The sequence below is a fragment of the Citrobacter sp. RHBSTW-00887 genome (assembly GCF_013728095.1).
Taxonomy (GTDB): domain Bacteria; phylum Pseudomonadota; class Gammaproteobacteria; order Enterobacterales; family Enterobacteriaceae; genus Citrobacter; species Citrobacter braakii.
This window is the reverse complement of record NZ_CP056267.1, coordinates 373,237-399,308: the sequence shown is the minus strand read 5'-3', so window position 1 is coordinate 399,308 and position 26,072 is coordinate 373,237. Positions and strand designations below refer to the sequence as shown.

Genomic DNA, 26,072 nt, shown 5'->3' with positions numbered 1-26,072 from the left:
ATTCCCGCGCCCTCTTCTTTTCTGGTGCTGTAGGCCAATTCTTACAAAAACCCCTTAATTTGTACGCTATTTATACAAACACGAAAAGCCTGTTAATTCCGTAACTTATAAAAATGCAGTTAAATCAGCTATATACCTCTTAAGGAGTATATAAAGGCGAATTTGATTTGCATCAATAAGCGGGGTTGCTGAATCGTTAAGGTAGGCAGTAATAGAAAAGAAATCGAGGCAAAAATGAGCAAAGTCAGACTCGCTATTATCGGTAATGGTATGGTCGGCCATCGCTTTATTGAGGATCTTCTTGATAAATCCGACGCTGCCAATTTTGATATTACCGTCTTCTGTGAAGAACCCCGCAAAGCGTACGACCGTGTCCACCTGTCGTCCTACTTCTCCCACCACACCGCCGAAGAACTTTCTCTGGTGCGTGAAGGATTCTACGAGAAGCATGGCGTTAAAGTGTTAGTGGGCGAGCGCGCAATCACCATCAACCGCCAGGAGAAGGTGATCCACTCCAGCGCGGGTCGTACGGTCTATTACGATAAGCTGATCATGGCGACAGGCTCTTATCCGTGGATCCCACCGATTAAAGGTTCGGAAACCCAAGACTGCTTCGTTTACCGCACCATCGAAGACCTCAACGCCATTGAGTCTTGCGCGCGCCGTAGCAAACGTGGTGCCGTCGTCGGCGGTGGCCTGCTGGGCCTGGAAGCCGCCGGTGCGCTGAAAAGCCTCGGCGTTGAAACCCACGTGATTGAATTTGCCCCGATGCTGATGGCCGAACAGCTGGATCACATGGGTGGCGAGCAGTTACGTCGCAAAATTGAAAGCATGGGCGTGCGTGTCCACACCAGCAAAAACACTAAAGAGATCGTCCAGGAAGGCACCGAAGCGCGCAAAACCATGCGTTTTGCCGACGGTAGCGAACTGGAAGTCGATTTCATCGTCTTTTCTACCGGTATTCGCCCACGCGACAAACTGGCCACCCAATGCGGTCTCGACGTTGCGCCGCGCGGTGGTATTGTGATTAACGATACCTGCCAGACTTCTGATCCGGACATCTATGCCATCGGCGAATGCGCCAGCTGGAACAACCGCGTGTATGGTCTGGTCGCTCCAGGCTACAAAATGGCGCAGGTTGCCGTTGACCATATTCTCGAAACCGAAAACGCCTTTGAAGGCGCGGATCTGAGCGCCAAGCTGAAGCTACTTGGTGTTGACGTCGGCGGGATTGGCGACGCGCATGCGCGCACGCCGGGCGCCCGTAGCTACGTCTATCTCGACGAAAGCAAAGAAGTCTACAAACGCCTCATCGTTAGCGAAGATAACAAAACCCTGCTCGGGGCGGTTTTAGTCGGTGACACCAGCGATTACGGCAACCTGCTGCAGCTGGTGCTGAACGCCATCGAACTGCCGGAAAACCCAGACTCACTGATTCTGCCAGCTCACGCGGGCAGCGGTAAGCCGTCTATCGGTGTCGATAAACTGCCGGACAGCGCGCAGATTTGCTCCTGCTTCGACGTCACCAAAGGCATGCTGATCGCCGCTATCAACAAAGGCTGCCACACCGTTGCGGCGCTGAAAGCTGAAACCAAAGCTGGTACCGGCTGCGGCGGGTGTATCCCGTTGGTAACGCAGGTCCTGAACGCAGAACTGGCGAAACAGGGGATCGAAGTTAACAACAACCTGTGTGAACACTTCCCGTACTCGCGTCAGGAACTGTTCCATCTGATCCGTGTAGAAGGGATTAAAACCTTCGAAGAGCTGCTGGCAAAACACGGGAAAGGCTACGGCTGTGAAGTGTGTAAACCAACCGTAGGTTCCCTGCTGGCCTCCTGCTGGAATGAGTACATCCTCAAACCACAGCACACGCCGCTGCAGGACACTAACGACAACTTCCTGGCGAACATCCAGAAAGACGGTACCTACTCCGTGATCCCGCGCTCCGCGGGCGGAGAAATAACTCCTGAAGGCCTGGTGGCCGTGGGCCGTATCGCGCGTGAATTTAACCTGTATACCAAAATCACCGGTTCTCAGCGTATCGGCCTGTTCGGCGCGCAAAAAGATGACCTGCCGGAAATCTGGCGTCAGCTGATTGAAGCGGGCTTTGAAACCGGTCACGCATACGCCAAAGCGCTGCGTATGGCGAAAACCTGCGTAGGCAGTACCTGGTGCCGTTATGGCGTCGGCGATAGCGTCGGATTCGGCGTGGAGCTGGAAAACCGCTACAAGGGCATTCGTACCCCGCACAAAATGAAATTCGGCGTCTCCGGCTGTACCCGTGAATGTGCGGAAGCTCAGGGCAAAGACGTGGGTATCATCGCCACTGAGAAAGGCTGGAACTTGTACGTTTGCGGTAACGGCGGGATGAAACCTCGTCATGCAGACCTGCTGGCAGCGGATATCGACCGCGAAACGCTGCTCAAATACCTTGATCGTTTCATGATGTTCTACATCCGTACCGCTGACAAACTGACCCGAACCGCACCATGGTTAGACAACCTGGAAGGCGGTATCGAATATCTGAAATCGGTCATCATCGACGACAAACTGGGGCTGAACCAGCACCTGGAAGAAGAGATGGCCCGTCTGCGTGAAGCGGTGGTCTGCGAGTGGACAGAGACGGTTAACACCCCATCCGCACAGGTTCGCTTCAAACACTTTATCAACAGCGATCAACGCGATCCGAATGTCCAGGTTGTGCCTGAACGTGAACAACATCGTCCGGCCACGCCCTATGAGCGTATCCCGGTGACTCTGGTGGAGGAAAACGCATGAGCCAGTGGAAAAACATCTGCAAAATCGATGACATTCTGCCTGCAACAGGCGTCTGCGCCCTGTTAGGTAGCGAGCAAGTTGCGATTTTCCGCCCGTATCACAGCGACCAGGTGTTTGCGATCAGCAACATCGACCCGTTCTTTGAGTCCAGCGTGCTTTCTCGTGGGCTGATTGCTGAACATCAGGGCGAATTGTGGGTCGCCAGCCCGCTGAAAAAACAGCGCTTTCGCTTAAGCGACGGTCTGTGCATGGAAGACGAACAGTTCTCCGTGAAACATTACGAAGCCCGAGTGAAAGACGGCATGGTGCAATTGCGCGGTTAATAACTTTTTGGGAGGCGCAACGCCTCCCCTTTTTTGACGTATTTGTAGGTCTTTTATTTGTAGACCTGATAAGCGTAGCGCCATCAGGCCTACGGTTACGATTTCTTTTTATTGTTTGTACTTCAAGGATAATCAACACATGTTCACAGACACTATTAATAAGTGTGCGGCTAACGCTGCGCGCATCGCACGCCTCTCGGCTAATAACCCGCTCGGATTCTGGGTCAGTTCGGCAATGGCAGGGGCCTACGTCGGTCTCGGCATCATTCTTATTTTCACCCTCGGTAATCTGCTCGACCCGTCCGTTCGTCCTCTGGTAATGGGTGCAACCTTTGGTATCGCTTTAACGCTGGTCATTATTGCCGGTTCGGAACTGTTTACCGGTCACACCATGTTCCTGACGCTCGGCGTCAAAGCGGGCACCATCAGTCACGGTCAGATGTGGGCTATTCTGCCGCAAACCTGGCTGGGTAATCTGGTCGGATCCGTGTTTGTCGCTCTGCTTTATAGTTGGGGCGGCGGTAGCCTGCTGCCGGTCGATACCAGCATCGTCCATTCGGTGGCGTTGGCGAAAACTACCGCGCCAGCAACGGTGCTGTTCTTTAAAGGCGCACTGTGTAACTGGTTGGTTTGTCTGGCAATCTGGATGGCAATTCGTACCGAGGGCGCAGCAAAATTCCTCGCCATCTGGTGGTGTCTACTGGCGTTTATCGCTTCCGGTTACGAGCACTCGGTTGCCAACATGACGCTGTTTGCCCTCTCCTGGTTCGGCCACCACAGCGAAGCCTATACCCTGTCAGGAATTGGTCATAACCTGTTGTGGGTGACACTCGGTAATACTTTGTCCGGTGTCGTATTCATGGGATTGGGTTATTGGTATGCTACGCCAAAATCGGAGCGTCCTGCTCCGGCAAAAATCAACCAGCCAGAGGCTACTGCCAATAATTAAGGGGTAATGTCGTGGATCATTTGCCTATATTTTGTCAACTACGTGACCGCGACTGCTTGATCGTCGGCGGTGGTGATGTCGCAGAACGCAAAGCGCGGTTACTGCTGGAAGCGGGCGCCCGTATAACGGTTAATGCGCTGGCTTTTATTCCGCAGTTCACCGTATGGGCAGATGAAGGCATGCTGACGCTGGTTGAGGGACCGTTCAACGAGTCCCTGCTCGACACCTGCTGGCTGGCTATTGCCGCCACCGATGACGATGCCGTCAACCAAAGCGTCAGCACCGCCGCAGAATCACGTCGTATTTTCTGCAACGTGGTCGATGCGCCAAAAGCAGCCAGTTTTATCATGCCCTCCATTATCGACCGCTCGCCGCTGATGGTGGCGGTCTCCTCCGGCGGTACATCGCCGGTGCTTGCCCGTCTGCTACGTGAAAGACTTGAATCTGTGCTGCCTCAGCATCTGGGCCAGGTCGCGCAATATGCAGGCAAGTTACGCGCCCGAGTGAAAGAACAGTTTTCCAGCATGAGTGAACGTCGCCGCTTCTGGGAAAAATTGTTCGTGAATGACCGCCTGGCGCAGTCGCTGGCGAACAGTGACCAGAAAGCCGTCGAGGAAACCACCGAGCAGTTGCTCAGCGAACCGTTGGACCATCGAGGCGAAGTGGTGTTGGTTGGCGCCGGTCCTGGCGATGCCGGGCTGCTGACGCTGAAAGGTCTACAGCAGATCCAGCAAGCGGATGTCGTGGTTTATGACCGTCTGGTATCCGACGACATCATGAACCTTGTTCGCCGCGATGCCGACCGGGTGTTCGTCGGTAAACGCGCGGGCTACCACTGCGTACCGCAGGAAGAAATTAACCAGATCCTGCTGCGTGAAGCGCAACAGGGCAAACGCGTCGTGCGCCTGAAAGGTGGCGACCCGTTCATCTTTGGCCGTGGTGGCGAAGAGCTGGAAACCCTGTGCCATGCCGGTATTCCATTCTCCGTTGTGCCAGGTATTACCGCAGCATCCGGTTGTTCCGCCTATTCCGGCATTCCATTGACCCATCGTGATTACGCCCAGAGTGTACGTCTGGTCACCGGGCACCTGAAAACCGGCGGCGAGCTGGACTGGGAAAACCTGGCGGCAGAGAAACAGACGCTGGTGTTCTACATGGGCCTCAATCAGGCGGCGACTATCCAGGAAAAACTGATCGAATTTGGCATGCAACCCGATATGTCTGTCGCGCTGGTAGAAAACGGTACCTCCGTGAAGCAACGCGTTGTTAACGGGGTGCTTTCGCAACTCGGCGAACTGGCGCAGCAGGTTGAAAGCCCGGCGCTGATTATCGTCGGCCGCGTGGTTGGACTACGCGATAAGCTGAACTGGTTCTCGAACCATTAATTGAATGCTGAAAAATGCTCTGATATTGGACTGACACCATAAAGTTGGACAGTTCATATTCAGGGCATTTATTTATCTTCCGATAGAAATAAATCAAAAACCGATACTCGCTATATACCCGCCTCAGTAGCCCAACCGTCAATCATTAATTAAATGTATTTTTAAAACATTTAAATTCATTGAAATCATATTTTATATAAAACTTGTTATGTCCTAATCCGGACTACTTTAAGTTTATTTTAGTTGATATCTTAACCGCCGAGAAATGGATTTCATCCATTTAAAAATAGATATCTTACAAGGATTTTAACATGCTGAAATTTGCAAAAATCACTATCGTTGCTGGTGTTCTGGCTACGCTGACCGCGTGTACTGGTCATGTCGATAACAAAAAAGATAACTGCACCTACGATTACTTCCTGCATCCGGTAATTTCTATTTCTAAAATTATTGGTGGCTGTGGCCCGGCTGCAGATCTGTAACAGAAGCGATTGCGCAGATACAAAAAAACCGGGAAATCCCCGGTTTTTATATTTATAGGTTAAATGCTCATTCACACGCTACCGCACTTCTCGCCGAGCAGGTAGCGTGCCAGGGTTGTCAGTCCCCCTCTTTCTTGATAAATATCCGACGCATTTTATATCTTCAGTAAATTGAATATTTATATCTTCATTAAATTGATTGATATAAGGAAATATGCAAACGGCGAGGCGCTTCATATTTTTTGAGATTCACCAGCGAACAGGCGAAAAAAAACCGGGTAGAACCCGGTTTCTTCAGCAACGCAGAGCGCATTACGGCTTGGCGACAAAACCAATCGCTTCGTAAACCGCTTTCAGCGTAACAGACGCGCGTGCGCTGGCTTTTTCCGCGCCATCTTTCATCACCTGCTGCAGGAAAGCTTCATCGTTACGGAAACGGTGATAACGCTCCTGAAGCTCGGTCAGCATGCCGGAAACAGCCTCTGCGACTTCACCTTTCAGATGACCATACATCTTGCCTTCAAAGTGTTGTTCCAGCTCCGGAATGCTCTGGCCGGTAACGGCAGAGAGGATATCCAGCAGGTTGGAAACACCCGCTTTATTCTGCACGTCGTAGCGTACAACAGGAGGCTCTTCGGAGTCGGTCATCGCACGTTTGATTTTCTTAACCACGGATTTCGGATCTTCCAGCAGGCCGATCACATTGTTGCGGTTGTCATCCGACTTGGACATTTTCTTCGTCGGCTCCAGCAGCGACATCACGCGCGCACCGGATTTAGGAATGAACGGCTCAGGCACTTTGAAGATGTCGCCATACAGGGCGTTGAAGCGCTGGGCGATATCGCGGCTTAGTTCCAGATGCTGTTTCTGATCTTCGCCAACCGGTACCTGGTTGGTCTGATACAGCAGGATGTCTGCCGCCATCAGCACCGGATAATCAAACAGACCGGCGTTGATGTTCTCCGCATAGCGTGCGGATTTATCTTTGAACTGGGTCATACGGCTCAGCTCGCCGAAATAGGTGTAGCAGTTCAGCGCCCAACCTAATTGTGCGTGTTCCGGTACATGAGACTGGACGAAAATGGTGCTTTTTTCAGGATCGATACCGCATGCCAGATACAGCGCCAGCGTATCGAGCGTTGCTTTACGCAGCTGCTGAGCATCCTGACGAACGGTGATGGCATGTTGGTCAACGATGCAGTAGATGCAATGGTAGTCATCCTGCATGCTCACCCACTGACGCAGCGCACCCATATAGTTGCCAATGGTCAATTCACCTGAGGGCTGTGCGCCACTAAAAACGATGGGCTTAGTCATTTTTTGATTCCTGATTTTCGCTATGCGGAAGCCCGAGAACGGGCAGTAGTTCATTAATACGGTCGTAAATAACGTCGGGTTGGCTCAGCGCGATCGACTCGCCGTAGTTGTAGCCATAAGTCAGACCAACGGACGGACAGCCAGCAGCTTTTGCCGCCTGAATATCATTACGTGAATCCCCTACGAAGAGCAATTGCTCAGGCTTGATGCCAAGCTTGCTTGCTACCAGCAGTAGCGGATCCGGATGCGGTTTTTTATTCTGCACGTCGTCACCACCGATGACCACGCTAAAGTATTTGGCGATATCTAACGCCTCAAGCAATGGCGCGACAAACGGGGTCGGTTTGTTGGTCACCAGACCCAGCGGCAATCCTTTCGCATGCATCGCGCCCAGCGTGTCGGCAACATCAGGGAACAGGAATGTCCCCTCTTCTGCGACATCGCCGTAGTATCTGTCGAACAGCTTACGCAAAATACGCACCTGTTCTTCGGCGGGGATATCATCATCAACGGGCGGTTTACCCATTGTCTTACGTAGTGTGGCGCGCTCCTGACGCGACCACGCCAACGCGCGCTCCATCAATACATCTGCACCGTTGCCAATCCAGGTGATAACGCGTTCTTCACCAGCAATCGGCAGTTCCAGCGCATACAGCGCCATATCCACCGCTGCGGTTAATCCCGGCGCGCTGTCGACCAGCGTACCGTCGAGGTCAAATGCAACGCCCCGAATATCCTGAAACTTATCCATGACTTACCTTCGCCAGTTCATTGCGCATTTCATCAATGACTTTTTTGTAGTCTGGTTGGTCGAAAATAGCAGAGCCTGCGACAAACATATCTGCACCCGCCGCCGCGATTTCACCAATGTTGTTCACCTTGACGCCGCCGTCCACTTCGAGGCGGATATCGTAGCCAGATTCATCAATACGACGACGCACTTCGCGCAGCTTATCCAGCGTTTGTGGGATGAAGGACTGCCCGCCAAAACCTGGGTTAACGGACATCAGCAGGATCACATCGAGCTTATCCATGACGTAGTCCAGATAGCTCAGCGGTGTTGCCGGGTTAAACACCAGGCCCGCTTTACAGCCATGCTCTTTGATCAGCTGTAAAGTGCGATCGACGTGCTCGGAGGCTTCCGGGTGAAAAGTAATGATGCTCGCGCCGGCGGCGGCGAAGTCCGGGACAATACGATCGACCGGTTTCACCATCAGATGAACGTCAATCGGGGCAGTAATGCCATATTTACGCAGCGATTTCAGTACCATCGGGCCGATGGTCAGGTTCGGTACGTAGTGATTGTCCATGACATCGAAGTGTACGACATCGGCACCGGCAGTCAGCGCTCTCGCGGTGTCCTCACCCAGGCGGGCAAAATCAGCCGACAGAATTGAGGGGGCGATCAAATACTGTTTCATCCGCTTCTCCTTGAGAATTATTTCTTCGCAGGCGTTACAACTCCTGGTTTATACAGTGCCAGCAGTTCGTTCACCTTTTTACGCGTGCCGCCATTGCTGCTAATGCTGCGCCGCACTTTGACCTGAAAATGTTTCGCCGATCGGTACCATTCGCGGGTATCGGGCGTGTCATGGTTCGAAATTAACACCGGGATCTGCTTACTGACCAGCTTTTCTGCCATCTCGGCCAGATGTGCCTGCTCTTTTGGGCTAAAGCTGTTGGTATGATACGCGGTGAAATTTGCCGTCGCCGAAAGCGGTGCATAAGGCGGGTCACAATAGACCACAGAGTTGCTATCCGCACGGTCCATGCACTCTTCATAGGAGAGACAATGGAACTCCGCATTCTGCGCTTTTTCAGCAAAATGGTACAACTCGGCTTCCGGGAAGTAAGGTTTTTTATAACGACCAAACGGTACATTAAACTCGCCGCGCAGGTTATAACGGCACAATCCGTTGTAACCAAAGCGGTTCAGATACAAGAACAGCACTGCGCGGCGGAACGGATCCTGACTGGCATTAAATTCTTCTCTGAACCGATAGTACACCTCAGCCTGATTGGTTTCAGGCATAAACAGCTCACGCGAAGCCTGCACATACTCATCGGTACGTGTCTTCACGATGTTATAGAGACTGATGAGGTCGCTGTTAATATCGGCAAGAATATAACGAGAAAAGTCGGTGTTGAGAAACACCGACCCGGCACCCACGAAAGGTTCAATCAGGCATTCACCCTGAGGTAAATGCCGTTTGATATCATCAAGCAGGGGGTATTTTCCCCCTGCCCATTTCAAAAAAGCGCGATTTTTTTTCATGCTGACTAACTAATTACACCTTCTCCGGCTGTGGAGAAAGCTCCGACAGCATCCTGCGCTTTAGTCTTTGTCCCGCAATTGGGCGAAACAGCAAACCATTGCAGAACATATCCTATCTTACTTCAAATCGGCCTGAACCTGGTGCAGCGGTTTTGCCCACGGATTTTTCGCCTGAATATCGGCGGGTAGCGTAGACACTGCACGTTTCGCATCTTCTTTAGACGCATACACGCCTGTTACCAGAACATACCACGGTTGACCGTTACGCGTCGTCTGATACACCACGTAGTTCTTCAGGTTTTCTTTCTTCGCCCAACCGTTAAGGTTGTCGTAGTTAGAAGAACTGCTGAGCTGCAGCGTGTAATGGCTGGACGGCGCAGATTTTAACGCTCCGACATTTCCAGCACTTTTCGCTCCACCAGCAACAGGTGTTGACGTTGTTGCCGTCGCAGTTGGCGCAGGCGTTGTAGTCGCGGTTGCTTTCGGCTCAACGGTCGCCTTCGGCGTAGCGGTAACCACAGGTGCTTTGGTTGTAGTCGTCGGCGCAGTTGCAGTTGGTTTTGCCTGAGCAACAGGTTTCGGCTCTGTCTGCGTCGCTTTCACCGTAGTTTGCGGTTTGCTCTTCGGCTCAATAACAGCCTGTTTACGTTCCTGGTGTGTCGCAGCAGGGCGTTCAGCCGTTTCCGTTTTCGCAGTCTGGCGCACAGCATTACCATTACGAACTGGCGCAACGGTCGCAGGTTCGGTCGGCAGCGTAGAGTTAACCACTACATTGTTAACCTGCTCCTGGCCTTGCGGTTGCGTCAGAGCGTTGTTCAGATCGCCCTGCACTTCAACACGCTGCTGGCCTTCAGTTGCCGCAGGTGTCTGACCTTGAGTTGGGGTAGAGGAAATCGGCGGTAGGGAAACATCCTGCTGGGTATTACCAGCGGTCTGCTCAGCGCCTGCTGCAGGCGTAGTCGTGCTCGCCTGATCCGTCGCGTTGTTGCCAGAAAGATCAATGCTCTTCTCGCCCGATCCAGCCTGCTCACTGGGAGATGATGAGGGGGCTTTCAGCGCAGAACCGATACCGATGATCAGCAGCAACAGCACCAGGACACCGACACCCATCATCATATACTGACGAGAGGCAGGCTTGCTGGCGGGTTTCTTACGCTTGCGCGGACGACGTTCTACACGCTCTTCATCCACGTCATCGTCATCAGATTCATACTCTTCTTCAATGTCCCGTTCTTCTTCACGCTCTTTACGTGCGCGCGCAGGACGGCGATCGTCAGCATCCAGATCAACATCATCAAAATTGATTTGCGGCTCATTATCGCGTTCAGACGATTGACGAGAACGACCAGTACGACGATCGCTGGGATCGGGTTTCAGCTCGTCTTCTGGTTTGAATTCATCCATTTAACACCCCACTCAAAGGTTAATGCTTACGACTTTGCACATAACCTGAAGCTAAAAGACCTACGTTTCGCAACGCAAGCCAGACCTTTCTTGTTGTTACGCCGGCTGGCAATCAGCAATAGCGTTAAGAACCACCTCGTGCGACACTCCGCCGCGCACTTCACTCTTCCCTAATGCCAGTGGAAGCACTAAACGAATCTCTCCCGCTAACACTTTTTTATCTCGCAGCATGTGCGGCAGATAAGCCTCGCTGGACATTTCACGCGGTCCATTGACCGGCAAGCCCGCTCGCTGGAGCAGCGTAATGATGCGCTGCGTATCAGCGGAGGTAAACTGTCCAAGACGTTCTGACGTACGAGCAGCCATTACCATACCTGCTGCAACGGCTTCACCATGTAACCAATTGCCATAACCCATTTCAGCTTCGATCGCATGGCCAAACGTGTGTCCCAGATTCAGTAAAGCACGTAAGCCCATTTCACGCTCGTCCGCTGCGACAACTTCTGCTTTCAGCTCACAACAACGACGAATACAGTACGCCATCGCCGGACCATCCAGACGCAATAACGCATCCAGATTTTCTTCCAGCCAACTGAAAAATTCACCGTCAAGGATGATGCCGTATTTGATCACTTCCGCCAGCCCCGATGCCAGCTCACGCGCAGGAAGCGTTTTCAGACAATCGAGATCCACCACCACGGACGCCGGTTGGTAAAACGCGCCAATCATGTTTTTACCGAGGGGATGGTTTACGGCGGTTTTGCCGCCAACGGAGGAGTCGACCTGCGACAACAGGGTTGTCGGGACTTGAATAAAACGAACACCACGCTGATAGCTGGCTGCCGCAAAACCGGTCAGATCGCCTATCACGCCGCCGCCAAGTGCGACTAACGTGGTATCACGACCGTGCGGTTTTTGCAGTAACGCAGTGAAAACCGTATCCAGAACCGTCAGGCTTTTATACTGCTCGCCATCGGGAAGGATAACGCTATCAACGTTTACACCCGCCTGTTCAAGTACGCCGCGAACCTTATCGAGATAAAGGGGAGCCAGGGTTTCGTTGGTCACCAACATAACCTGATCGCCCGATTTCAGCGGTAAGAATGAAGCTGGCTCATTAAACAAACCAGCCGCGATGGTGATAGGGTAACTACGTTCCCCGAGAGTGACTGTGATCCTCTCCATTACGCGACATCCACCTTAGTTACTTGTACCCGCAGACGAGTGTGTATTCAGCCAGAATTAGTTGCTTTCCAACATATGAATAATCTGGTTTGCTACGACTTTTGCGCTCTGATCGTCGGTGCGAATGGTCACGTCAGCAATCTCTTCGTATAGAGGATTGCGTTCGTCAGCCAACGCTTCCAGAACTTCACGAGGCGGCGATTCTACCTGCAGCAGCGGGCGTTTCTTGTCACGTTGAGTTCGCGCAAGTTGTTTTTCAATTGTCGTTTCAAGATAGACCACGACGCCACGCGCGGAAAGACGGTTACGTGTTTCACGTGATTTAACAGAGCCACCGCCAGTTGCCAGCACAATACCCTGTTTTTCCGTCAACTCGTTGATGACTTTTTCTTCGCGATCACGGAAGCCGTCTTCACCTTCTACATCGAAGACCCAGCCCACATCAGCTCCGGTTCGTTTCTCAATCTCTTGATCAGAATCGTAAAATTCCATATTGAGTTGTTGAGCTAACTGGCGCCCAATAGTGCTTTTTCCGGCACCCATAGGCCCAACCAGAAAGATATTGCGTTTCTCTGCCATTTTTTCGGTACTACTAAGACTATTCGTTAATGGTAAACCCGCTTCGCAGACACTCAGCGCAGCAGGACATGAACTGAAACCTCATAAGATATTGCGAGAGTCAGACTGAAAATTATCTCAATACTCAAGCGGGTTTGGCAACTGAATAAATCACCAAACCTTACGCATTTCTGGTCGTGGCAGGCATGCTACCCTGCAAACATCAGACCTGGCGACGTATCGCGCAGCCAAATGACACCAAATAAGCCTATGACACACCACCAGAAAGGCAAAGCGTATTTACTGCCGCATAAGTAAAGAAAAGTACCGACACTCAAATCGGTACTCCTTGTATGCTAAATACACCCGCACGTCAAATCTCTGAAACGTGTTCAGTGCAAAAACAACGGCTTTTCATGCATAAGTTATTGCGTTGAAACCAGTCTGGGCGTAATAAAAACCACTAATTCACGCCGTTCGTCTTCTTTACCATCATGACGAAAGAGAGAGCCAAGCCAGGGGATGTCCCCCAACAGCGGCACGCTGTCGGCTGCGGATTTATTCTTATGTGAAAAAATCCCGCCCAGCGCAATCGTCTCGCCGCTTTTTACCTCGACCTGAGTTTCAATCTCCTGCTTATCAATAGCCAGAACTTCGCCATCCGCCTGCTGTAGCACCTGCCCGGGAACATTCTGGCTGATATGCAGTTTCAGTCTGATTCGTCCTTTCTGCAATACGGTGGGCGTGACTTCCATCCCTAATACAGCTTCCTTGAACTCGACGGATGTCGCGCCGCTTTCACCGCTGGAGACCTGATAAGGGATCTCACTACCCTGCTTAATACTGGCAGGTTGCAGGTGAGAAGCCAGTAAGCGTGGACTGGCGATGATGTCCAACTGCTGTTTTTGCTCCAGCGCAGACAGCTCCAGCTCGAGTAAACGACCGTTAATACGGCCAATGTTAAATCCCACACGGGATGTGGCTGTGGATACAGAAAGATCGCTGGCAAGCGTTGTGACGTTCCCCACAGCCCCCGATTGCTGTGCGTCAGCCAGCGACCACTTCACCCCCAGCTCACGCAAGCTTTTTTCATTAATCGTCACGATATGCGCCGCCAGTTCGACTTGTGCAACCGGCAGATCCATTTGCGCCACCCACGTTTCCAGTGCGTTAAGCGCAACGCTATTATCACGCAGCAGTAAGCGGTTGGTGCGTTTATCCACCGTCATGCTTCCTTTGGCGCTGAGCAGCTTTTCTCCGGCTTTTGCCAGCTCGGAGGCATCAGCATATTGCAAAATGATACTGCGATGTTCCAACGGCAGGCTGGCCTGAAGCCGTGCCTGCTCATTGTCCTGACGAGCCGCATTTTCACTCTGCCATTGAACAGAATGCACATGCAGAATGTTGCCTTCCTGGCGTAATACCAGCCCGGCGCTTTTCACCACCGTTTGCAATGCCTGCTTCCAGGGCACATCCGTCAAATGCAGTGACAGCACACCGCTGACATCCGGTGAAACTACCAGGTTTTTCTTTTCCTGTTCGGCCAGCGCCTGCAATACCTGCACAACCGGCACATCATCGACCACCAGCGTCACGTTTTGTGATTTCGCCGCCAGTACGCTCTGAATCCCGACCACCAGTACGAGTACTATCCATGCCATCCATCGCTTCATTTATCGCTCCTTGTCGTTGCCACTGCCACTGCGACGGCTCGCAGTTTTTCCCTGTGTCGAGGGTTACGCTCTGGGCCGTTATCTGCGTAACCGTCCAACCGTTTTTCAGGACATCATTTCGCTCAACCCGCTGCCATTTTTTCTGGCTATCCTGAACAATGCCAATGGGTCGCGCGCCCTGGCTCAATATTCCCTGATAGCGCCATGCCGACAGCTCAGCAATTTGGCAACGGTCCTCCGGCGGCAGGAAGGGATTACGCATACCGGTGAGTATCAGTACGCTTACGCACGCCAACAGCCAGCGTTCAACCATCATTCAGGCGCTCCAGTTGTAGTGTTAACAGCAGCTCTGCACCTTCTGCGTAAAGAGAAAACCGGCTGACGTTCATCCCTTGCTCCGCCAATTGGTCAAACATCGGCGGGATGACATCCCAGCCTGGCTTCAGCGTCATTTCTCCGCCCTGTGCGGAGGGTTGCCAGTGGATAAGATGTGCAACAGGAGTCTGAAACAGCAGCGGGGAGAACGGAATCAGCGTCTCTTCAAGCTCTTCTGGCGATGCCGCCAGCAGATATAAATTTCGCCATTGTGCCTGAATGGCCGCTCGTTGCTGGTTTAGCGCCTCTTGTTGCATAACCCGTTTCTGCGCGGTGGAGCTGAGGCATAACATGACGACGATGAGCAGTCCCAGCATCCAGCCGCAGCTGCAGATGAGCCGAAAGCGCGGCGACTGCGCTAACCAGCTATCACAAAGCGTTTTCATGCGCACCGCTCCGCATCAGTCGATAGTGGAATTGCCAGCGTCCCTGCGCATCCTGCTGCGTTTCGCCAGGGCTACCCAATTTAAATAGCGGCAGCTGGCGTAATTGCGCTTCCAGCGCCTTCAGCGCGGCAAAGCTCAGCGTGTTTCCCGTCAGTTCCAGTGTCTCCTGCTGCCAGGTTATTTTTGTTAACCACGCCTGCTCTGGCAGTAATTCCGCCAGCCTTTGTAAAACCCGCTGCCAGCTTCGGGTCTGCTCCCGCTGTTTGTTCCGCGCTTGAACCTGTTGCCATCGTTGCTGGCGCAGCTGCACACGCGGCTTTAGCGCCATTAAAGCCTCGGCCCGCGTCTTTTCGGCATCCGCTAACAACAATTCGACCTGGTTTTCTACGCTCAAAACGCTGTAATAGCGCAACAACACGCCAATACTAAGCAGTAGCGAAGCGCCAAATAAAACACTCCAGAAGCGTAGGCAGGCGCGACGTCGCGTCTGGCGCCAGGGCAGAAGATTGATGGTCGCTATCATCAACATGTGCCTCCCATAGCGAGTCCCAGTGCAATGGTGAAGCGATGGCTTTGCGTTGGAATTGGCGGCTGGCGTACAGACACCACGCTTAAAGGATCGAAGCCGCTGGGATCGCATAGCGCAATGGCTGTCGTGGAAAGCGATAATGTCGCGGCAAGCTCGTCGATACAGCCAATATCGCCCGTTGATTTACGCCCCCATGCCGAACGGGTCGCCCATAGCCACTGGGTATCATCATGCCATACCAGACACTGATGACGTTCTGGCAGGTAGGGTATAAATCGCTGTAACGCGCTGGCATCCGGCGTAATCGCCGTAACCTGTACCTTCAACGTTTGGATAAGCGTCAGAAGCGCTGAAATCTCTTTGCTTTGCGCGGCAGTGACGTTAAACGCCGGGCTTAACGTGTCTTCGCTATAATCAAAATGCAGCGCATCCGGCGCCATATCCAGCTCACGCGCCATCGAACCGGATAACCATGCGGCTTGCTCCGGCTCGCGCAGCATCATTTCCGGACGAGGGTACTTTTTTTGTAACGTCCTGTTGGCAGGAAAAGAGAGATGAATATGGTGTCGGCGAGGAAGCTCCCGGCTCCACGGCAGTAGCGCTGCGACAAGCTGTTCAGGCTCGCGAATGTGGCCATCGACGATAACCTGAGGCGTCAGCGGTATACGCCACCAGCGCTGGAGAAACCAACCGGATGCGTCGTGAACTACGGCGACAGCCAGCGCTTCATGTTGCTGAATATGCAGACCAATTTTCCAGATATTGAAAGCCATTGCTGATGATCTCCTTATCACCCGTTGCTTTAACGGGTATATCAATGCGTCTGGCTTGCCTTTATACTACCGCGCGTTTGTTTATAAACTGCCCAAATGCCACTAAATGGGAAATCTCCAGTGAAGTTCGTAAAGTATTTATTAATCCTTGCAGTATGTTGCATCCTGCTGGGAGCAGGCTCGATTTATGGCCTCTATCGCTATATTGAGCCGCAATTACCTGACGTCGCGACGCTCAAAGATGTGCGTTTACAGATCCCGATGCAGGTTTACAGCGCTGATGGCGAGCTGATCGCGCAATATGGCGAGAAACGTCGAATCCCGGTCACCCTGGATCAGATGCCGCCGGTAATGGTTAAAGCCTTTATCGCTACCGAAGACAGTCGTTTTTATGAGCACCACGGGGTAGACCCGGTGGGGATCTTCCGTGCTGCCAGCGTCGCGCTGTTCTCCGGCCATGCATCACAAGGGGCCAGCACCATCACCCAACAGTTGGCGAGAAACTTCTTCCTGAGCCCGGAACGTACGCTGATGCGTAAGATCAAAGAAGTGTTCTTGGCGATCCGCATTGAACAACTGCTGAGTAAAGATGAGATCCTCGAACTGTATCTGAACAAGATTTACCTGGGGTATCGCGCTTATGGCGTAGGTGCCGCCGCGCAGGTCTATTTCGGTAAGACGGTTGATCAGCTCAGCTTAAGTGAAATTGCGGTGATTGCCGGTCTGCCAAAAGCGCCGTCAACCTTCAACCCCCTCTATTCGATGGAAAGGGCAACCGCGCGACGTAACGTCGTACTGTCGCGTATGTTGAGCGAAAACTACATCACGCAGGCTCAGTACGATCAGGCGCGCGGCGAAGCCATTGACGCCAACTACCACGCGCCGGAAATCGCCTTCTCCGCGCCGTATCTCTCTGAGATGGTGCGCCAGGAGATGTATAACCGTTATGGCGAGAAAGCCTATGAGGACGGGTATCGCATCACCACCACCATTACGCGCAAAGTACAGCAGGCTGCTCAGCAGGCAGTACGTAACAACGTAATGGATTACGACATGCGCCACGGTTACCGCGGCCCGTCGAACGTGCTGTGGAAAGTGGGCGAAAGCAGTTGGGACAGCAAGAAAATCACCGATACGCTGAAAGCGCTACCGACTTATGGTCCCCTGCTACCGGCGGTTGTTACCAGCGCCAATCCGCAGGAAGCCATTGCCGCGCTGGCGGATGGTACGTCAGTGTCATTACGGATGGATGGCATGCGCTGGGCGCGTCCTTACCGCTCGGATACCCAGCAAGGCCCGACGCCGCGCAAAGTGACTGATGTGGTGCAAACCGGGCAGCAAATCTGGGTACGCCAGGTTGGCGATTCCTGGTGGCTGGCGCAAGTACCGGACGTCAACTCCGCACTGGTCTCCATCAATCCGCAAAACGGCGCGGTGCTGGCGCTGGTCGGTGGTTTTGACTTCAACCAGAGCAAGTTTAACCGTGCAACCCAGGCGTTACGCCAGGTGGGTTCCAACATCAAACCATTCCTGTATACCGCCGCGATGGATAAAGGTCTGACGCTGGCAAGCATGCTTAACGACGTGCCGATCTCCCGCTGGGATGCCGGCGCGGGTTCCGACTGGCAGCCGAAGAACTCACCGCCGCAATACGCCGGTCCTATCCGCTTACGTCAGGGGCTGGGTCAGTCGAAAAACGTGGTGATGGTACGCGCCATGCGCGCGATGGGCGTGGATTACGCGGCAGAGTATCTGCAACGTTTCGGCTTCCCGGCACAGAACATTGTGCACACCGAGTCGCTGGCGCTGGGTTCTGCCTCATTCACGCCGTTGCAGGTGGCGCGCGGTTATGCAGTGATGTCGAACGGCGGCTTCCTGGTCGATCCGTATTTCATCAGTAAAATCGAAAGCGATATGGGCGGCGTTATCTTCGAGGCGAAGCCGAAAATTGCCTGTCCGGAATGCGATATTCCGGTGATTTATGGTGATACCCAGAAATCTAACGTGCTGGAAAACAGTAACGTCGAAGATGTCGCCGTCTCGCAGGAACAGCAGAATGCCGCCGTGCCTATGCCTCAGCTTGAGCAGGCAAACCAGGCGCTGGTCGCGCAAAGCGGAACGCAGGAGTACGCTCCACACGTGATCAACACGCCGCTGGCCTTCCTGATTAAAAGCGCCCTGAACACCAATATATTTGGTGAGCCGGGCTGGATGGGAACCGGTTGGCGTGCAGGTCGCGATTTACAGCGCCATGATATCGGAGGGAAAACCGGGACCACCAACAGCTCTAAAGATGCATGGTTCTCCGGCTACGGGCCAGGCGTGGTGACGTCGGTATGGATCGGGTTTGATGACCATCGCCGCAATCTCGGGCACACGACGGCTTCTGGGGCGATCAAAGACCAGATCTCCGGCTACGAAGGCGGCGCAAAGAGCGCACAGCCTGCCTGGGATGCCTATATGAAGTCCGTGCTGGAAGGCGTGCCTGAGCAGCCGCTGACGCCGCCGCCGGGTATTGTGACGGTCAATATCGATCGCAGCACCGGTCAACTGGCAAGCGGTGGCAACAGCCGCGCAGAATACTTCATTGAAGGCACTCAGCCGACGCAACAGGCGGTGCATGAGGTGGGGACGACCATTATTGATAATGGTGAGACGCACGAACTGTTCTGATCCCTGACCGATCAAAAAAAGGCGCTTCAGCGCCTTTTTTATTATTCGTGAAGAGAAATTAAAGCCGCCCTTGTCCTTTCAGCCATTCGCGCACGAGGAACAGCGCACTCACATTACGCGCTTCGTGAAAATCAGGATCTTCCAGCAGGTCCATCAAATGCGCCAGCGGCCAGCGCACCTGCGGTAATGGTTCAGGCTCATCACCTTCCAGCGATTCAGGATATAAGTCCTCCGCCACCACGATGTTCATTTTGCTGGAGAAATAGGACGGCGCCATGCTGAGTTTCTTTAAAAACGTCAGATCTTTTGCGCCAAACCCCACCTCTTCTTTCAGCTCCCGATTCGCCGCTTCATACACGCTTTCGCCAGGATCGATTAACCCCTTAGAAAAACCCAGTTCGTAAGATTCGGTCCCGACCGCGTATTCGCGGATGAGGATCAGGTGGTCGTCCACAATCGGCACAATCATTACCGCTTCACGCGTGGACGGGCGCATACGTTCATAAACGCGGCGTACGCCATTGCTGAACTCAAGGTCCACGCTTTCGACTTTAAACAGCCGGGATTGGGCGACGGTTTCCACTTTCAAAATCGTGGGTTTCTGTAATGATTTGCTCATTGTGAGGATCTTTGCTGTGAAATCTGGGGTTATTGTGCGATATACCGCACGGTTTCGGCAATGTGAATTGCCGTTTATTTACATTTATGTAACGTACTAAAAGTTAATCCCTATTTCAAATTAAAAGTCAATAGGTTGAAATAACTCCAGGAATTTGCTGATATTCCATTTTTAGTGATTTTGCTATGATTCGCATTTACTGGGCTGTACTTAAAGATGCTCAAGTTCGACTCCACACTTGCCGATAGCCAACCACAGAATCACGAATATTGAACAGGGTGCGACTGACCACGCCTGACAGACTAAGTAAGATGGGGAAAGCATGAGCACCATTCTGATTTTTTTAGCTGCTTTGCTGGCCTGCTCATTGCTTGCAGGATGGCTACTCAGAACGAAATCCAGACGGAAAAATTTACCCTTGAGCAACGTCTTCTCAGACGCCTCGAAGCGTAAACTCACGCCTGAAGAGCGCAGTGCAGTCGAAAACTATCTCGAAAGCCTTAGTCAAATTCAGCAGGTACCTGGTCCAACGGGCGCCAGCTCCGCGCCGGTGTCATTAACGCTGAATGCCCAAAGTAATAGCGTCATCGTACTTACGCACGCGATTACACGTTACGGCATTACTACCGACGATCCTAACAAATGGCGTTACTATCTTGATTCCGTTGAGGTACATCTTCCCCCTTTCTGGGAACAATACATCAATGACGAAAACAGCGTTGAGCTAATCCACACCAATACGATACCGCTGGTTATCTCCCTGAACGGCCATACGCTGCAGGAATATATGCAGGAAGCGCGTGGCTATGCGTTACAGCACACCGCTTCTACCCAGGCGTCCATTCGCGGTGAAGAAAGCGAGCAGATTGAACTGCTGAATATTCGCCAGGAAACCCATGAAGAATATGCGCTCAGCCGCCCATCGGGATTGCGCGAGGCGTTACTGATTGCCGCATCGTTCCTGCTGTTCTTTTTCTGTTTGATAATCCCGGATACGTTTGTTCCGTGGACAGTTGGTGGCGCGGTGCTGCTACTGGCTGCGGGTCTGTGGGGGCTGTTTGCCCCACCGTCTAAAACCGCCCTGCGGGAAATTCATTGTCTGCGCGGTACGCCGCGTCGCTGGGGGCTGTTTGGCGAAAACGACCAGGAGCAAATTAATAATATCTCGCTAGGTATTATTGATCTGATTTATCCACCGCACTGGCAGCCTTACATCGCACAAGATCTTGGCCAGCAAACGGATATTGATATTTATCTCGATCGCCACGTTGTACGCCAGGGGCGCTTTTTATCGCTGCATGACGAAGTCAAAAACTTCCCGTTACAGCACTGGCTGCGCAACGCCGTCATCGCGGGCGGCTCGTTGCTGGTGCTACTGATGCTGCTGTTTTGGATCCCGCTGGATATGCCGATAAAGCTTACGCTTTCCTGGATGAAGGGCGCACAAACTATCGAAGCCACCAGCGTTAAACAGCTTGAAAACGCGGGCGTTCGCGTGGGTGACACGCTGCATCTGAGCGGTACGGGTATGTGTAACATTCATACCCAAGGGAGCTGGAATGCGCAGCCTTCCGCGCCGTTTATGCCTTTCGATTGCACGCAAATTATCTGGAATGACGCGCGCGCATTACCGCTGCCTGAGTCCGACCTGGTGAATAAAGCCACCGCGCTCACGCAGGCGGTGAACCGCCAACTGCACCCCAAAGCGGATGATGACTCTCGCGTCAGCGCATCGTTACGCTCGGCAATTCAAAAATCCGGAATGGTGTTACTGGACGATTTTGGCGAGATCGTCCTGAAAACGGCTGATCTGTGCGCGGCCAAAGATGAATGTGTACGTTTAAAAAATGCACTGGTTAACCTTGGTAACAGTAAAGACTGGACGGCGCTGGTGAAACGGGCGAACGCAGGCAAACTGGATGGTGTGAACGTGCTGCTGCGTCCGGTAAGCGCGGAGTCGTTGGATAATCTGGTGAATACCTCTACGGCGCCGTTTATTTCACGCGAGACTGCGCGAGCGGCCCAGACGCTGAATAGCCCAGCCCCTGGCGGTTTCCTGATTATCAGCGACGAAGGCAGCGATCTGGTCGATCAGCCGTGGCCGACAACCTCGCTATATGACTATCCCCCACAGGAACAGTGGAACGCCTTCCAGCGCCTGGCGCAGATGCTGATGCAGACGCCGTTTCGCGCGGAGGGGATCGTCACCAATATTTCGACCGACGCCAATGGCACTCAGCACATTGGCCTGCACCGTATCCCGGATCGTTCAGGATTATGGCGTTACCTTGGCACGACGCTGCTGATGTTCTCCATGCTCGGATGCGCTGTCTACAACAGTATACAGGCTTTCAGACGCTACCAGCGTCACCGCTCCCGCATCACGGAAATTCAGAGCTACTACGAAAGTTGCCTGAATCCAACGCTGATTGACAACCCGGAAAGCCTGATTCGATAACACGCTCGCGCGACAGGATATGCTACCCTGTCGCGCATCATGTTTTCTTCTGGGGAGTTTCCATGCAGATCAATATTGCCTGGCAGGATGTCGATACCGTGTTGTTAGATATGGACGGCACGCTGCTCGACCTGGCATTCGATAACTATTTCTGGCAAAAACTGGTGCCGGAAACCTATGGCGCGAAACAGGGTATCTCTCCCCAGGAAGCCCAGGACTATATTCGTCAGCAGTATCATGCCGTGCAGCATACGCTAAACTGGTACTGCCTGGATTACTGGAGCGAATGCCTGGATCTTGATATTTGCGCCATGACAACGGAACAGGGACCGCGCGCCGTTTTGCGTGAAGATACTGTACCGTTTCTTGATGCCTTAAAAGCCAGCGGCAAGCGCCGTATTTTGCTCACCAACGCGCATCCCCATAACCTGGCGGTGAAGTTGGAGCATACCGGTCTGGCCTCACACCTTGATTTATTACTTTCCACCCACACATTTGGTTATCCCAAAGAGGATCAGCGGTTATGGCACGCTGTGGCTGAAGAAACGGGAATGAGTGCAGAGAAGACGCTGTTTATTGACGACAGCGAACCCATTCTCGACGCTGCTGCTCTGTACGGTATTCGTTACTGCCTCGGCGTGACCAATCCCGACTCAGGCATCGCGGAAAAACAGTACGCGCGCCATCCGTCACTGAATGACTACCGCCGACTGATCCCCTCACTGATGTGAAGGAGACGCTATGAAAGAAAAGCCCTCTGCTGAAGTCAGGCTGGATAAATGGCTGTGGGCTGCGCGCTTTTACAAAACGCGTGCGCTAGCCCGCGAAATGGTTGAAGGCGGTAAGGTGCATTACAACGGCCAGCGCAGCAAACCGAGCAAGATTGTCGAGCTGAACGCCACCCTCACCCTGCGCCAGGGAAATGACGAGCGAACGGTCATTATCAAGGCTATTACCGAGCAGCGTCGCCCGGCCACGGAAGCCGTTACGCTGTATGAAGAAACCGCGGAAAGCGTAGAAAAACGCGAAAAAGTGGCGCTGGCGCGTAAACTTAACGCGTTAACCATGCCGCACCCGGACAGGCGACCGGACAAGAAAGAGCGCCGCGACCTGTTACGATTTAAACATGGCGACAGCGAGTGACTGTCACCTGTAAGAGAGATGATTATGCCGCAACATGACCAATTACATCGTTATCTGTTTGAAAACTTTGCCGTGCGCGGCGAGCTGGTGACCGTTTCGGAAACCCTGCAACAGATCCTCGAAAATCATACTTACCCGCAGCCGGTCAAGAACGTGCTGGCTGAACTGCTGGTCGCCACCAGCCTGCTCACCGCCACGCTGAAGTTTGCCGGTGATATCACCGTACAGCTGCAGGGCGATGGTCCGCTGAGCCTGGCCGTCATTAACGGCAACAACAATCAGCAGATGCGCGGCGTGGCCCGTATGCAGGGCGATATCCCTGAAGGCGCTGATCTCAAAACGCTGGTAGGCAACGGCTACCTGGTGATCACCATTACCCCAGAAGAAGGCGAGCGCTATCAGGGTGTGGTTGGTCTGGAAGGCGACACGCTGGCCGCCTGTCTGGAAGATTACTTCATGCGTTCTGAACAGCTGCCGACACGTCTGTTTATCCGTACTGGCGACGTCGATGGCAAACCCGCTGCTGGCGGGATGCTTCTGCAGGTAATGCCGGCGCAAAACGCGCAGGCAGATGATTTCGATCACCTGACAGCCCTGACCGAAACCATCAAAACTGAAGAGCTGTTAACGCTCCCGGCCAACGAAGTGCTGTGGCGCTTGTACCACGAAGAAGAGGTTACTCTCTACGATCCGCAGGACGTTGAGTTCAAATGCACCTGTTCACGCGAACGCTGCGCTGGCGCACTGAAAACGCTGCCGGACGAAGAAGTGGACAGCATTCTGGCGGAAGAAGGCGAGATCGATATGCACTGCGATTACTGCGGGAGCCACTATCTGTTTAACGCCATGGACATTGCTGAGATCCGCAGCAACGCTTCCCCGGCGGACCCGCAGGTACATTAATCACCACTGCCTATCCGGCCCACAATCGTCGACCGGATAGGCGTTCGCACCGCCATCCATCAAAACGCTATCCGCAACACGCTCACTCGTTGTAATAATTCATCGGCAATCGGGTGCCATCAATGGTGATATCACGCCAAACTCTGGGGGCTGAATTCAGTTGATGATTCGCCACCGCCTGCAGCAGTTTCTCCTTATTGAATCCTGCAGGTAGCTGACCTGATGCGATGAGTTCCCATTTATCCTCTTTCCTGGCAAAGACCAGACTCTCACCATCGCCAAAAGCATACAGCACCTGCTCAGGCTTACCATCCGCATTAAGGTCCTGATCGACCAGGACGCATGCATCCTGCTCAACGCAGGATGTAATGCGGTAGCTCTGCCCTTTGACAAACGCCCAGAAGGTCTCATCGGGTTGCCTGCTACCCGGAGCGATCATCACTTTCGGCGCTAGCTGAGTAGTAGTCAGGTTCTGAATGGGATCGCGACGTCCTTGCAGCAGAGAATTTAAGTCGCGCCGGCGCTTACTGTCTTGGTTAAACGCCGCATCTTTTTGTAATGCCTCCAACGCCGCACGTCCCGGTTTTCCGCTCTTACTCAACATATACAGGCTGACCTGATCCGGCTTAATTTTGCCACTGTGATACCGCCCCATATGGCTGTTGACGCTGATGCGCCAGGCATCAATAACCGGCGACGACAGCAAAATCAACAGCCCCAACGCCAGCAACGACACGCAAAGAATCACCTTCCCCTGAAGCTCAAGCGGATTGCGCCCACGGCGTAAAATACTCGCCAGATAGCCAAACGACCAGAGCAGCAGCACGCAGACCACCAGCACGCCATATAAGCGCTCGGGCGTCCAACCGTACTGTTGAATTCGCACCCACAGTGACCAACCGGCAATCAGCATATAGATGGGCGCGACAACCAGGGCGCATTTGATCAGGTAGCGTAACGCGGCTGGATAGGGAAGCGCCTCTTTCTGCGGCTCGCGAACGATAGCCATCAACAACAGCAGGAGCAGCGCCAGCGTTGACATCAACCCAGCCGCAGATACCCGCTGCGAGATAGCCTCCAGGCCGGTGAAGGGCAAGGTCAGCACAAACATCAGCGCCAGCAGCGCGACCAGGGGTAACAGACCGGTGGCGATCAAAGTCAGTAACTTTTGGACCGCCGCAACCAGACGCGACTGCGTGCGGGTCAGTACCACCGCCAGTGCGGTAACCAGGCCAAAGGCCACGTAGCCAAACCAGTCGGTATCAAAGAAAAGCGTGTCGAAGAAGGTAATACCAACGAGCTTAAACATCTCGCTCCATAGCAGGAGCACCATCCAGAACAGACCGTTGGCGACAAAGACAATCAGTAACGTCAGCGCATTAAGCCACAAACTCGTATAAAACTGCGCATAGCGGGCCTGCTGGCGGGATGCGTGGAGCGAGTACTGAATCCATGGCAATGCCAGCATCGCCATCAGCAGTAAGCGCCAGCCGTACAACATAAAAATATCATTTTGCCGCCACTTATCGCTGCCCTCGACTTGCCACTTTAGCCAGACGCTCATCGCCAGCACGACAACAAAGATCAGCGCCATCCAGTACCACAGCGCACGTTGTTTGAAAGAGACAACGGTGAGTAAAAGCGCCGAAGAGAGAGCAATTGTCGCGGGCATGCCATAGAACAGCCAGCCGTCATTATGCGGCACCAGATATGTCATCAGCAGGTAGCACAATATCCCCTGTAACAGGCCGATAGATATCATGCCCCAGCGAGTAGTACGTGAAAGTTCAACACTATCCATGTCGTCACCCAGAATGAAGAGAAAAGGTAATTATCGCATCAACTTCACAATTTTGAGCATTGATAGGCCGATCCCGGACCACT

24 protein-coding genes are annotated in these 26,072 nt (G+C 53.1%); 10 read left to right on the top strand and 14 right to left on the bottom strand.

All coding sequences use genetic code 11. The features are described from left to right. The first annotated feature begins 234 nt into the window (after window positions 1-234). The 5 genes from nirB to HV314_RS01760 all read left to right on the top strand — a co-directional run bounded on the left by nirB (window position 235) and on the right by HV314_RS01760 (window position 5,917). Window positions 235-2,778, top strand: coding sequence for an NADPH-nitrite reductase large subunit (gene nirB / locus HV314_RS01780; RefSeq protein WP_016154779.1), 2,544 nt, complete (start codon window positions 235-237; stop codon window positions 2,776-2,778). Next, window positions 2,775-3,101 carry a nitrite reductase small subunit NirD gene (nirD, locus tag HV314_RS01775; RefSeq protein ID WP_047501470.1) on the top strand — a complete coding sequence of 109 codons (327 nt, stop codon included), beginning with the start codon at window positions 2,775-2,777 and terminating at the stop codon, window positions 3,099-3,101. The genes nirB and nirD overlap by 4 nt, the downstream gene beginning before the upstream one ends. A 139-nt stretch (window positions 3,102-3,240) precedes the next feature. Next, window positions 3,241-4,050 carry a nitrite transporter NirC gene (gene nirC / locus HV314_RS01770; protein ID WP_047501468.1) on the top strand — a complete coding sequence of 270 codons (810 nt, stop codon included), beginning with the start codon at window positions 3,241-3,243 and terminating at the stop codon, window positions 4,048-4,050. An 11-nt stretch (window positions 4,051-4,061) separates the two neighbouring features. Beyond that, entirely contained in the window at window positions 4,062-5,435 is a 1,374-nt protein-coding gene (cysG, locus tag HV314_RS01765; RefSeq protein ID WP_181547193.1) for a siroheme synthase CysG, read from the top strand. Between the two features lie 311 nt (window positions 5,436-5,746). Next, a complete protein-coding gene (locus HV314_RS01760) occupies window positions 5,747-5,917 on the top strand; it encodes a YhfL family protein (protein WP_181547191.1) in 171 nt (56 codons plus the stop codon). A gap of 312 nt (window positions 5,918-6,229) precedes the next feature. Here HV314_RS01760 and trpS read toward each other — a convergent pair whose 3' ends face one another. The 12 genes from trpS to HV314_RS01700 all read right to left on the bottom strand — a co-directional run bounded on the left by trpS (window position 6,230) and on the right by HV314_RS01700 (window position 16,392). After that, window positions 6,230-7,234, bottom strand: coding sequence for a tryptophan--tRNA ligase (trpS, locus tag HV314_RS01755; protein ID WP_016154784.1), 1,005 nt, complete (start codon window positions 7,232-7,234; stop codon window positions 6,230-6,232). Further along, window positions 7,227-7,985, bottom strand: a complete 759-nt coding sequence (gph, locus tag HV314_RS01750; RefSeq protein ID WP_016154785.1) for a phosphoglycolate phosphatase — start codon at window positions 7,983-7,985, stop codon at window positions 7,227-7,229. The genes trpS and gph overlap by 8 nt, the downstream gene beginning before the upstream one ends. Next, window positions 7,978-8,655, bottom strand: a complete 678-nt coding sequence (gene rpe, locus HV314_RS01745; protein ID WP_003023561.1) for a ribulose-phosphate 3-epimerase — start codon at window positions 8,653-8,655, stop codon at window positions 7,978-7,980. Before rpe ends, gph begins: the two co-directional genes overlap by 8 nt. Before the next feature lie 17 nt (window positions 8,656-8,672). Further along, window positions 8,673-9,509, bottom strand: a complete 837-nt coding sequence (dam, locus tag HV314_RS01740) for an adenine-specific DNA-methyltransferase (protein WP_016154786.1) — start codon at window positions 9,507-9,509, stop codon at window positions 8,673-8,675. A gap of 117 nt (window positions 9,510-9,626) precedes the next feature. Further along, window positions 9,627-10,913 (bottom strand): cell division protein DamX, encoded by a 1,287-nt coding sequence (gene damX, locus HV314_RS01735; RefSeq protein WP_103766934.1) that lies wholly within the window; start codon window positions 10,911-10,913, stop codon window positions 9,627-9,629. A 96-nt stretch (window positions 10,914-11,009) separates the two neighbouring features. Next, window positions 11,010-12,098, bottom strand: coding sequence for a 3-dehydroquinate synthase (gene aroB / locus HV314_RS01730; RefSeq protein ID WP_016154788.1), 1,089 nt, complete (start codon window positions 12,096-12,098; stop codon window positions 11,010-11,012). Between the two features lie 57 nt (window positions 12,099-12,155). Then, on the bottom strand, window positions 12,156-12,677 hold the full coding sequence (aroK, locus tag HV314_RS01725; RefSeq protein ID WP_003023552.1) for a shikimate kinase AroK: 522 nt from the start codon (window positions 12,675-12,677) through the stop codon (window positions 12,156-12,158). A gap of 404 nt (window positions 12,678-13,081) precedes the next feature. Next, window positions 13,082-14,329 (bottom strand): DNA uptake porin HofQ, encoded by a 1,248-nt coding sequence (gene hofQ / locus HV314_RS01720; protein WP_016157631.1) that lies wholly within the window; start codon window positions 14,327-14,329, stop codon window positions 13,082-13,084. Continuing rightward, window positions 14,232-14,645, bottom strand: coding sequence for a HofP DNA utilization family protein (locus tag HV314_RS01715; protein ID WP_016154790.1), 414 nt, complete (start codon window positions 14,643-14,645; stop codon window positions 14,232-14,234). Before HV314_RS01715 ends, hofQ begins: the two co-directional genes overlap by 98 nt. Further along, complete coding sequence (locus HV314_RS01710) at window positions 14,635-15,090, bottom strand: HofO family protein (RefSeq protein WP_181547189.1); 456 nt, start codon at window positions 15,088-15,090, stop codon at window positions 14,635-14,637. Before HV314_RS01710 ends, HV314_RS01715 begins: the two co-directional genes overlap by 11 nt. Further along, complete coding sequence (locus tag HV314_RS01705) at window positions 15,074-15,613, bottom strand: PilN domain-containing protein (RefSeq protein ID WP_181548083.1); 540 nt, start codon at window positions 15,611-15,613, stop codon at window positions 15,074-15,076. The genes HV314_RS01710 and HV314_RS01705 overlap by 17 nt, the downstream gene beginning before the upstream one ends. Next, complete coding sequence (locus HV314_RS01700) at window positions 15,613-16,392, bottom strand: DNA utilization protein HofM (protein ID WP_080859339.1); 780 nt, start codon at window positions 16,390-16,392, stop codon at window positions 15,613-15,615. Before HV314_RS01700 ends, HV314_RS01705 begins: the two co-directional genes overlap by 1 nt. A 120-nt stretch (window positions 16,393-16,512) precedes the next feature. Between HV314_RS01700 and mrcA the strand changes: the two genes are divergently transcribed. Next, on the top strand, window positions 16,513-19,065 hold the full coding sequence (gene mrcA / locus HV314_RS01695; RefSeq protein WP_047415970.1) for a peptidoglycan glycosyltransferase/peptidoglycan DD-transpeptidase MrcA: 2,553 nt from the start codon (window positions 16,513-16,515) through the stop codon (window positions 19,063-19,065). 58 nt (window positions 19,066-19,123) lie between these two features. On the opposite strand, the gene nudE is transcribed toward mrcA, so the two are convergent. Beyond that, the gene (gene nudE / locus HV314_RS01690; protein WP_016154795.1) at window positions 19,124-19,684 is read right to left on the bottom strand and encodes an ADP compounds hydrolase NudE; all 561 of its coding nucleotides are present in this window, start codon (window positions 19,682-19,684) and stop codon (window positions 19,124-19,126) included. A gap of 322 nt (window positions 19,685-20,006) precedes the next feature. Here nudE and igaA point away from each other — a divergent pair, with 322 nt between their 5' ends. The 4 genes from igaA (at window position 20,007) to hslO (ending at window position 24,188) form a co-directional block, all read left to right on the top strand. After that, complete coding sequence (gene igaA / locus HV314_RS01685) at window positions 20,007-22,142, top strand: intracellular growth attenuator protein IgaA (RefSeq protein WP_019078148.1); 2,136 nt, start codon at window positions 20,007-20,009, stop codon at window positions 22,140-22,142. A gap of 62 nt (window positions 22,143-22,204) precedes the next feature. Beyond that, a complete protein-coding gene (yrfG, locus tag HV314_RS01680) occupies window positions 22,205-22,873 on the top strand; it encodes a GMP/IMP nucleotidase (RefSeq protein ID WP_016157638.1) in 669 nt (222 codons plus the stop codon). A 10-nt stretch (window positions 22,874-22,883) separates the two neighbouring features. Continuing rightward, complete coding sequence (hslR, locus tag HV314_RS01675; RefSeq protein ID WP_016157639.1) at window positions 22,884-23,285, top strand: ribosome-associated heat shock protein Hsp15; 402 nt, start codon at window positions 22,884-22,886, stop codon at window positions 23,283-23,285. 24 nt (window positions 23,286-23,309) lie between these two features. Next, window positions 23,310-24,188 carry an Hsp33 family molecular chaperone HslO gene (gene hslO, locus HV314_RS01670; protein WP_016157640.1) on the top strand — a complete coding sequence of 293 codons (879 nt, stop codon included), beginning with the start codon at window positions 23,310-23,312 and terminating at the stop codon, window positions 24,186-24,188. 82 nt (window positions 24,189-24,270) lie between these two features. Here the strand turns inward: hslO and HV314_RS01665 are convergent, their stop codons facing one another. After that, a complete protein-coding gene (locus HV314_RS01665; RefSeq protein ID WP_181547187.1) occupies window positions 24,271-25,989 on the bottom strand; it encodes a DUF4153 domain-containing protein in 1,719 nt (572 codons plus the stop codon). Between the last annotated feature and the right edge of the window lie 83 nt (window positions 25,990-26,072).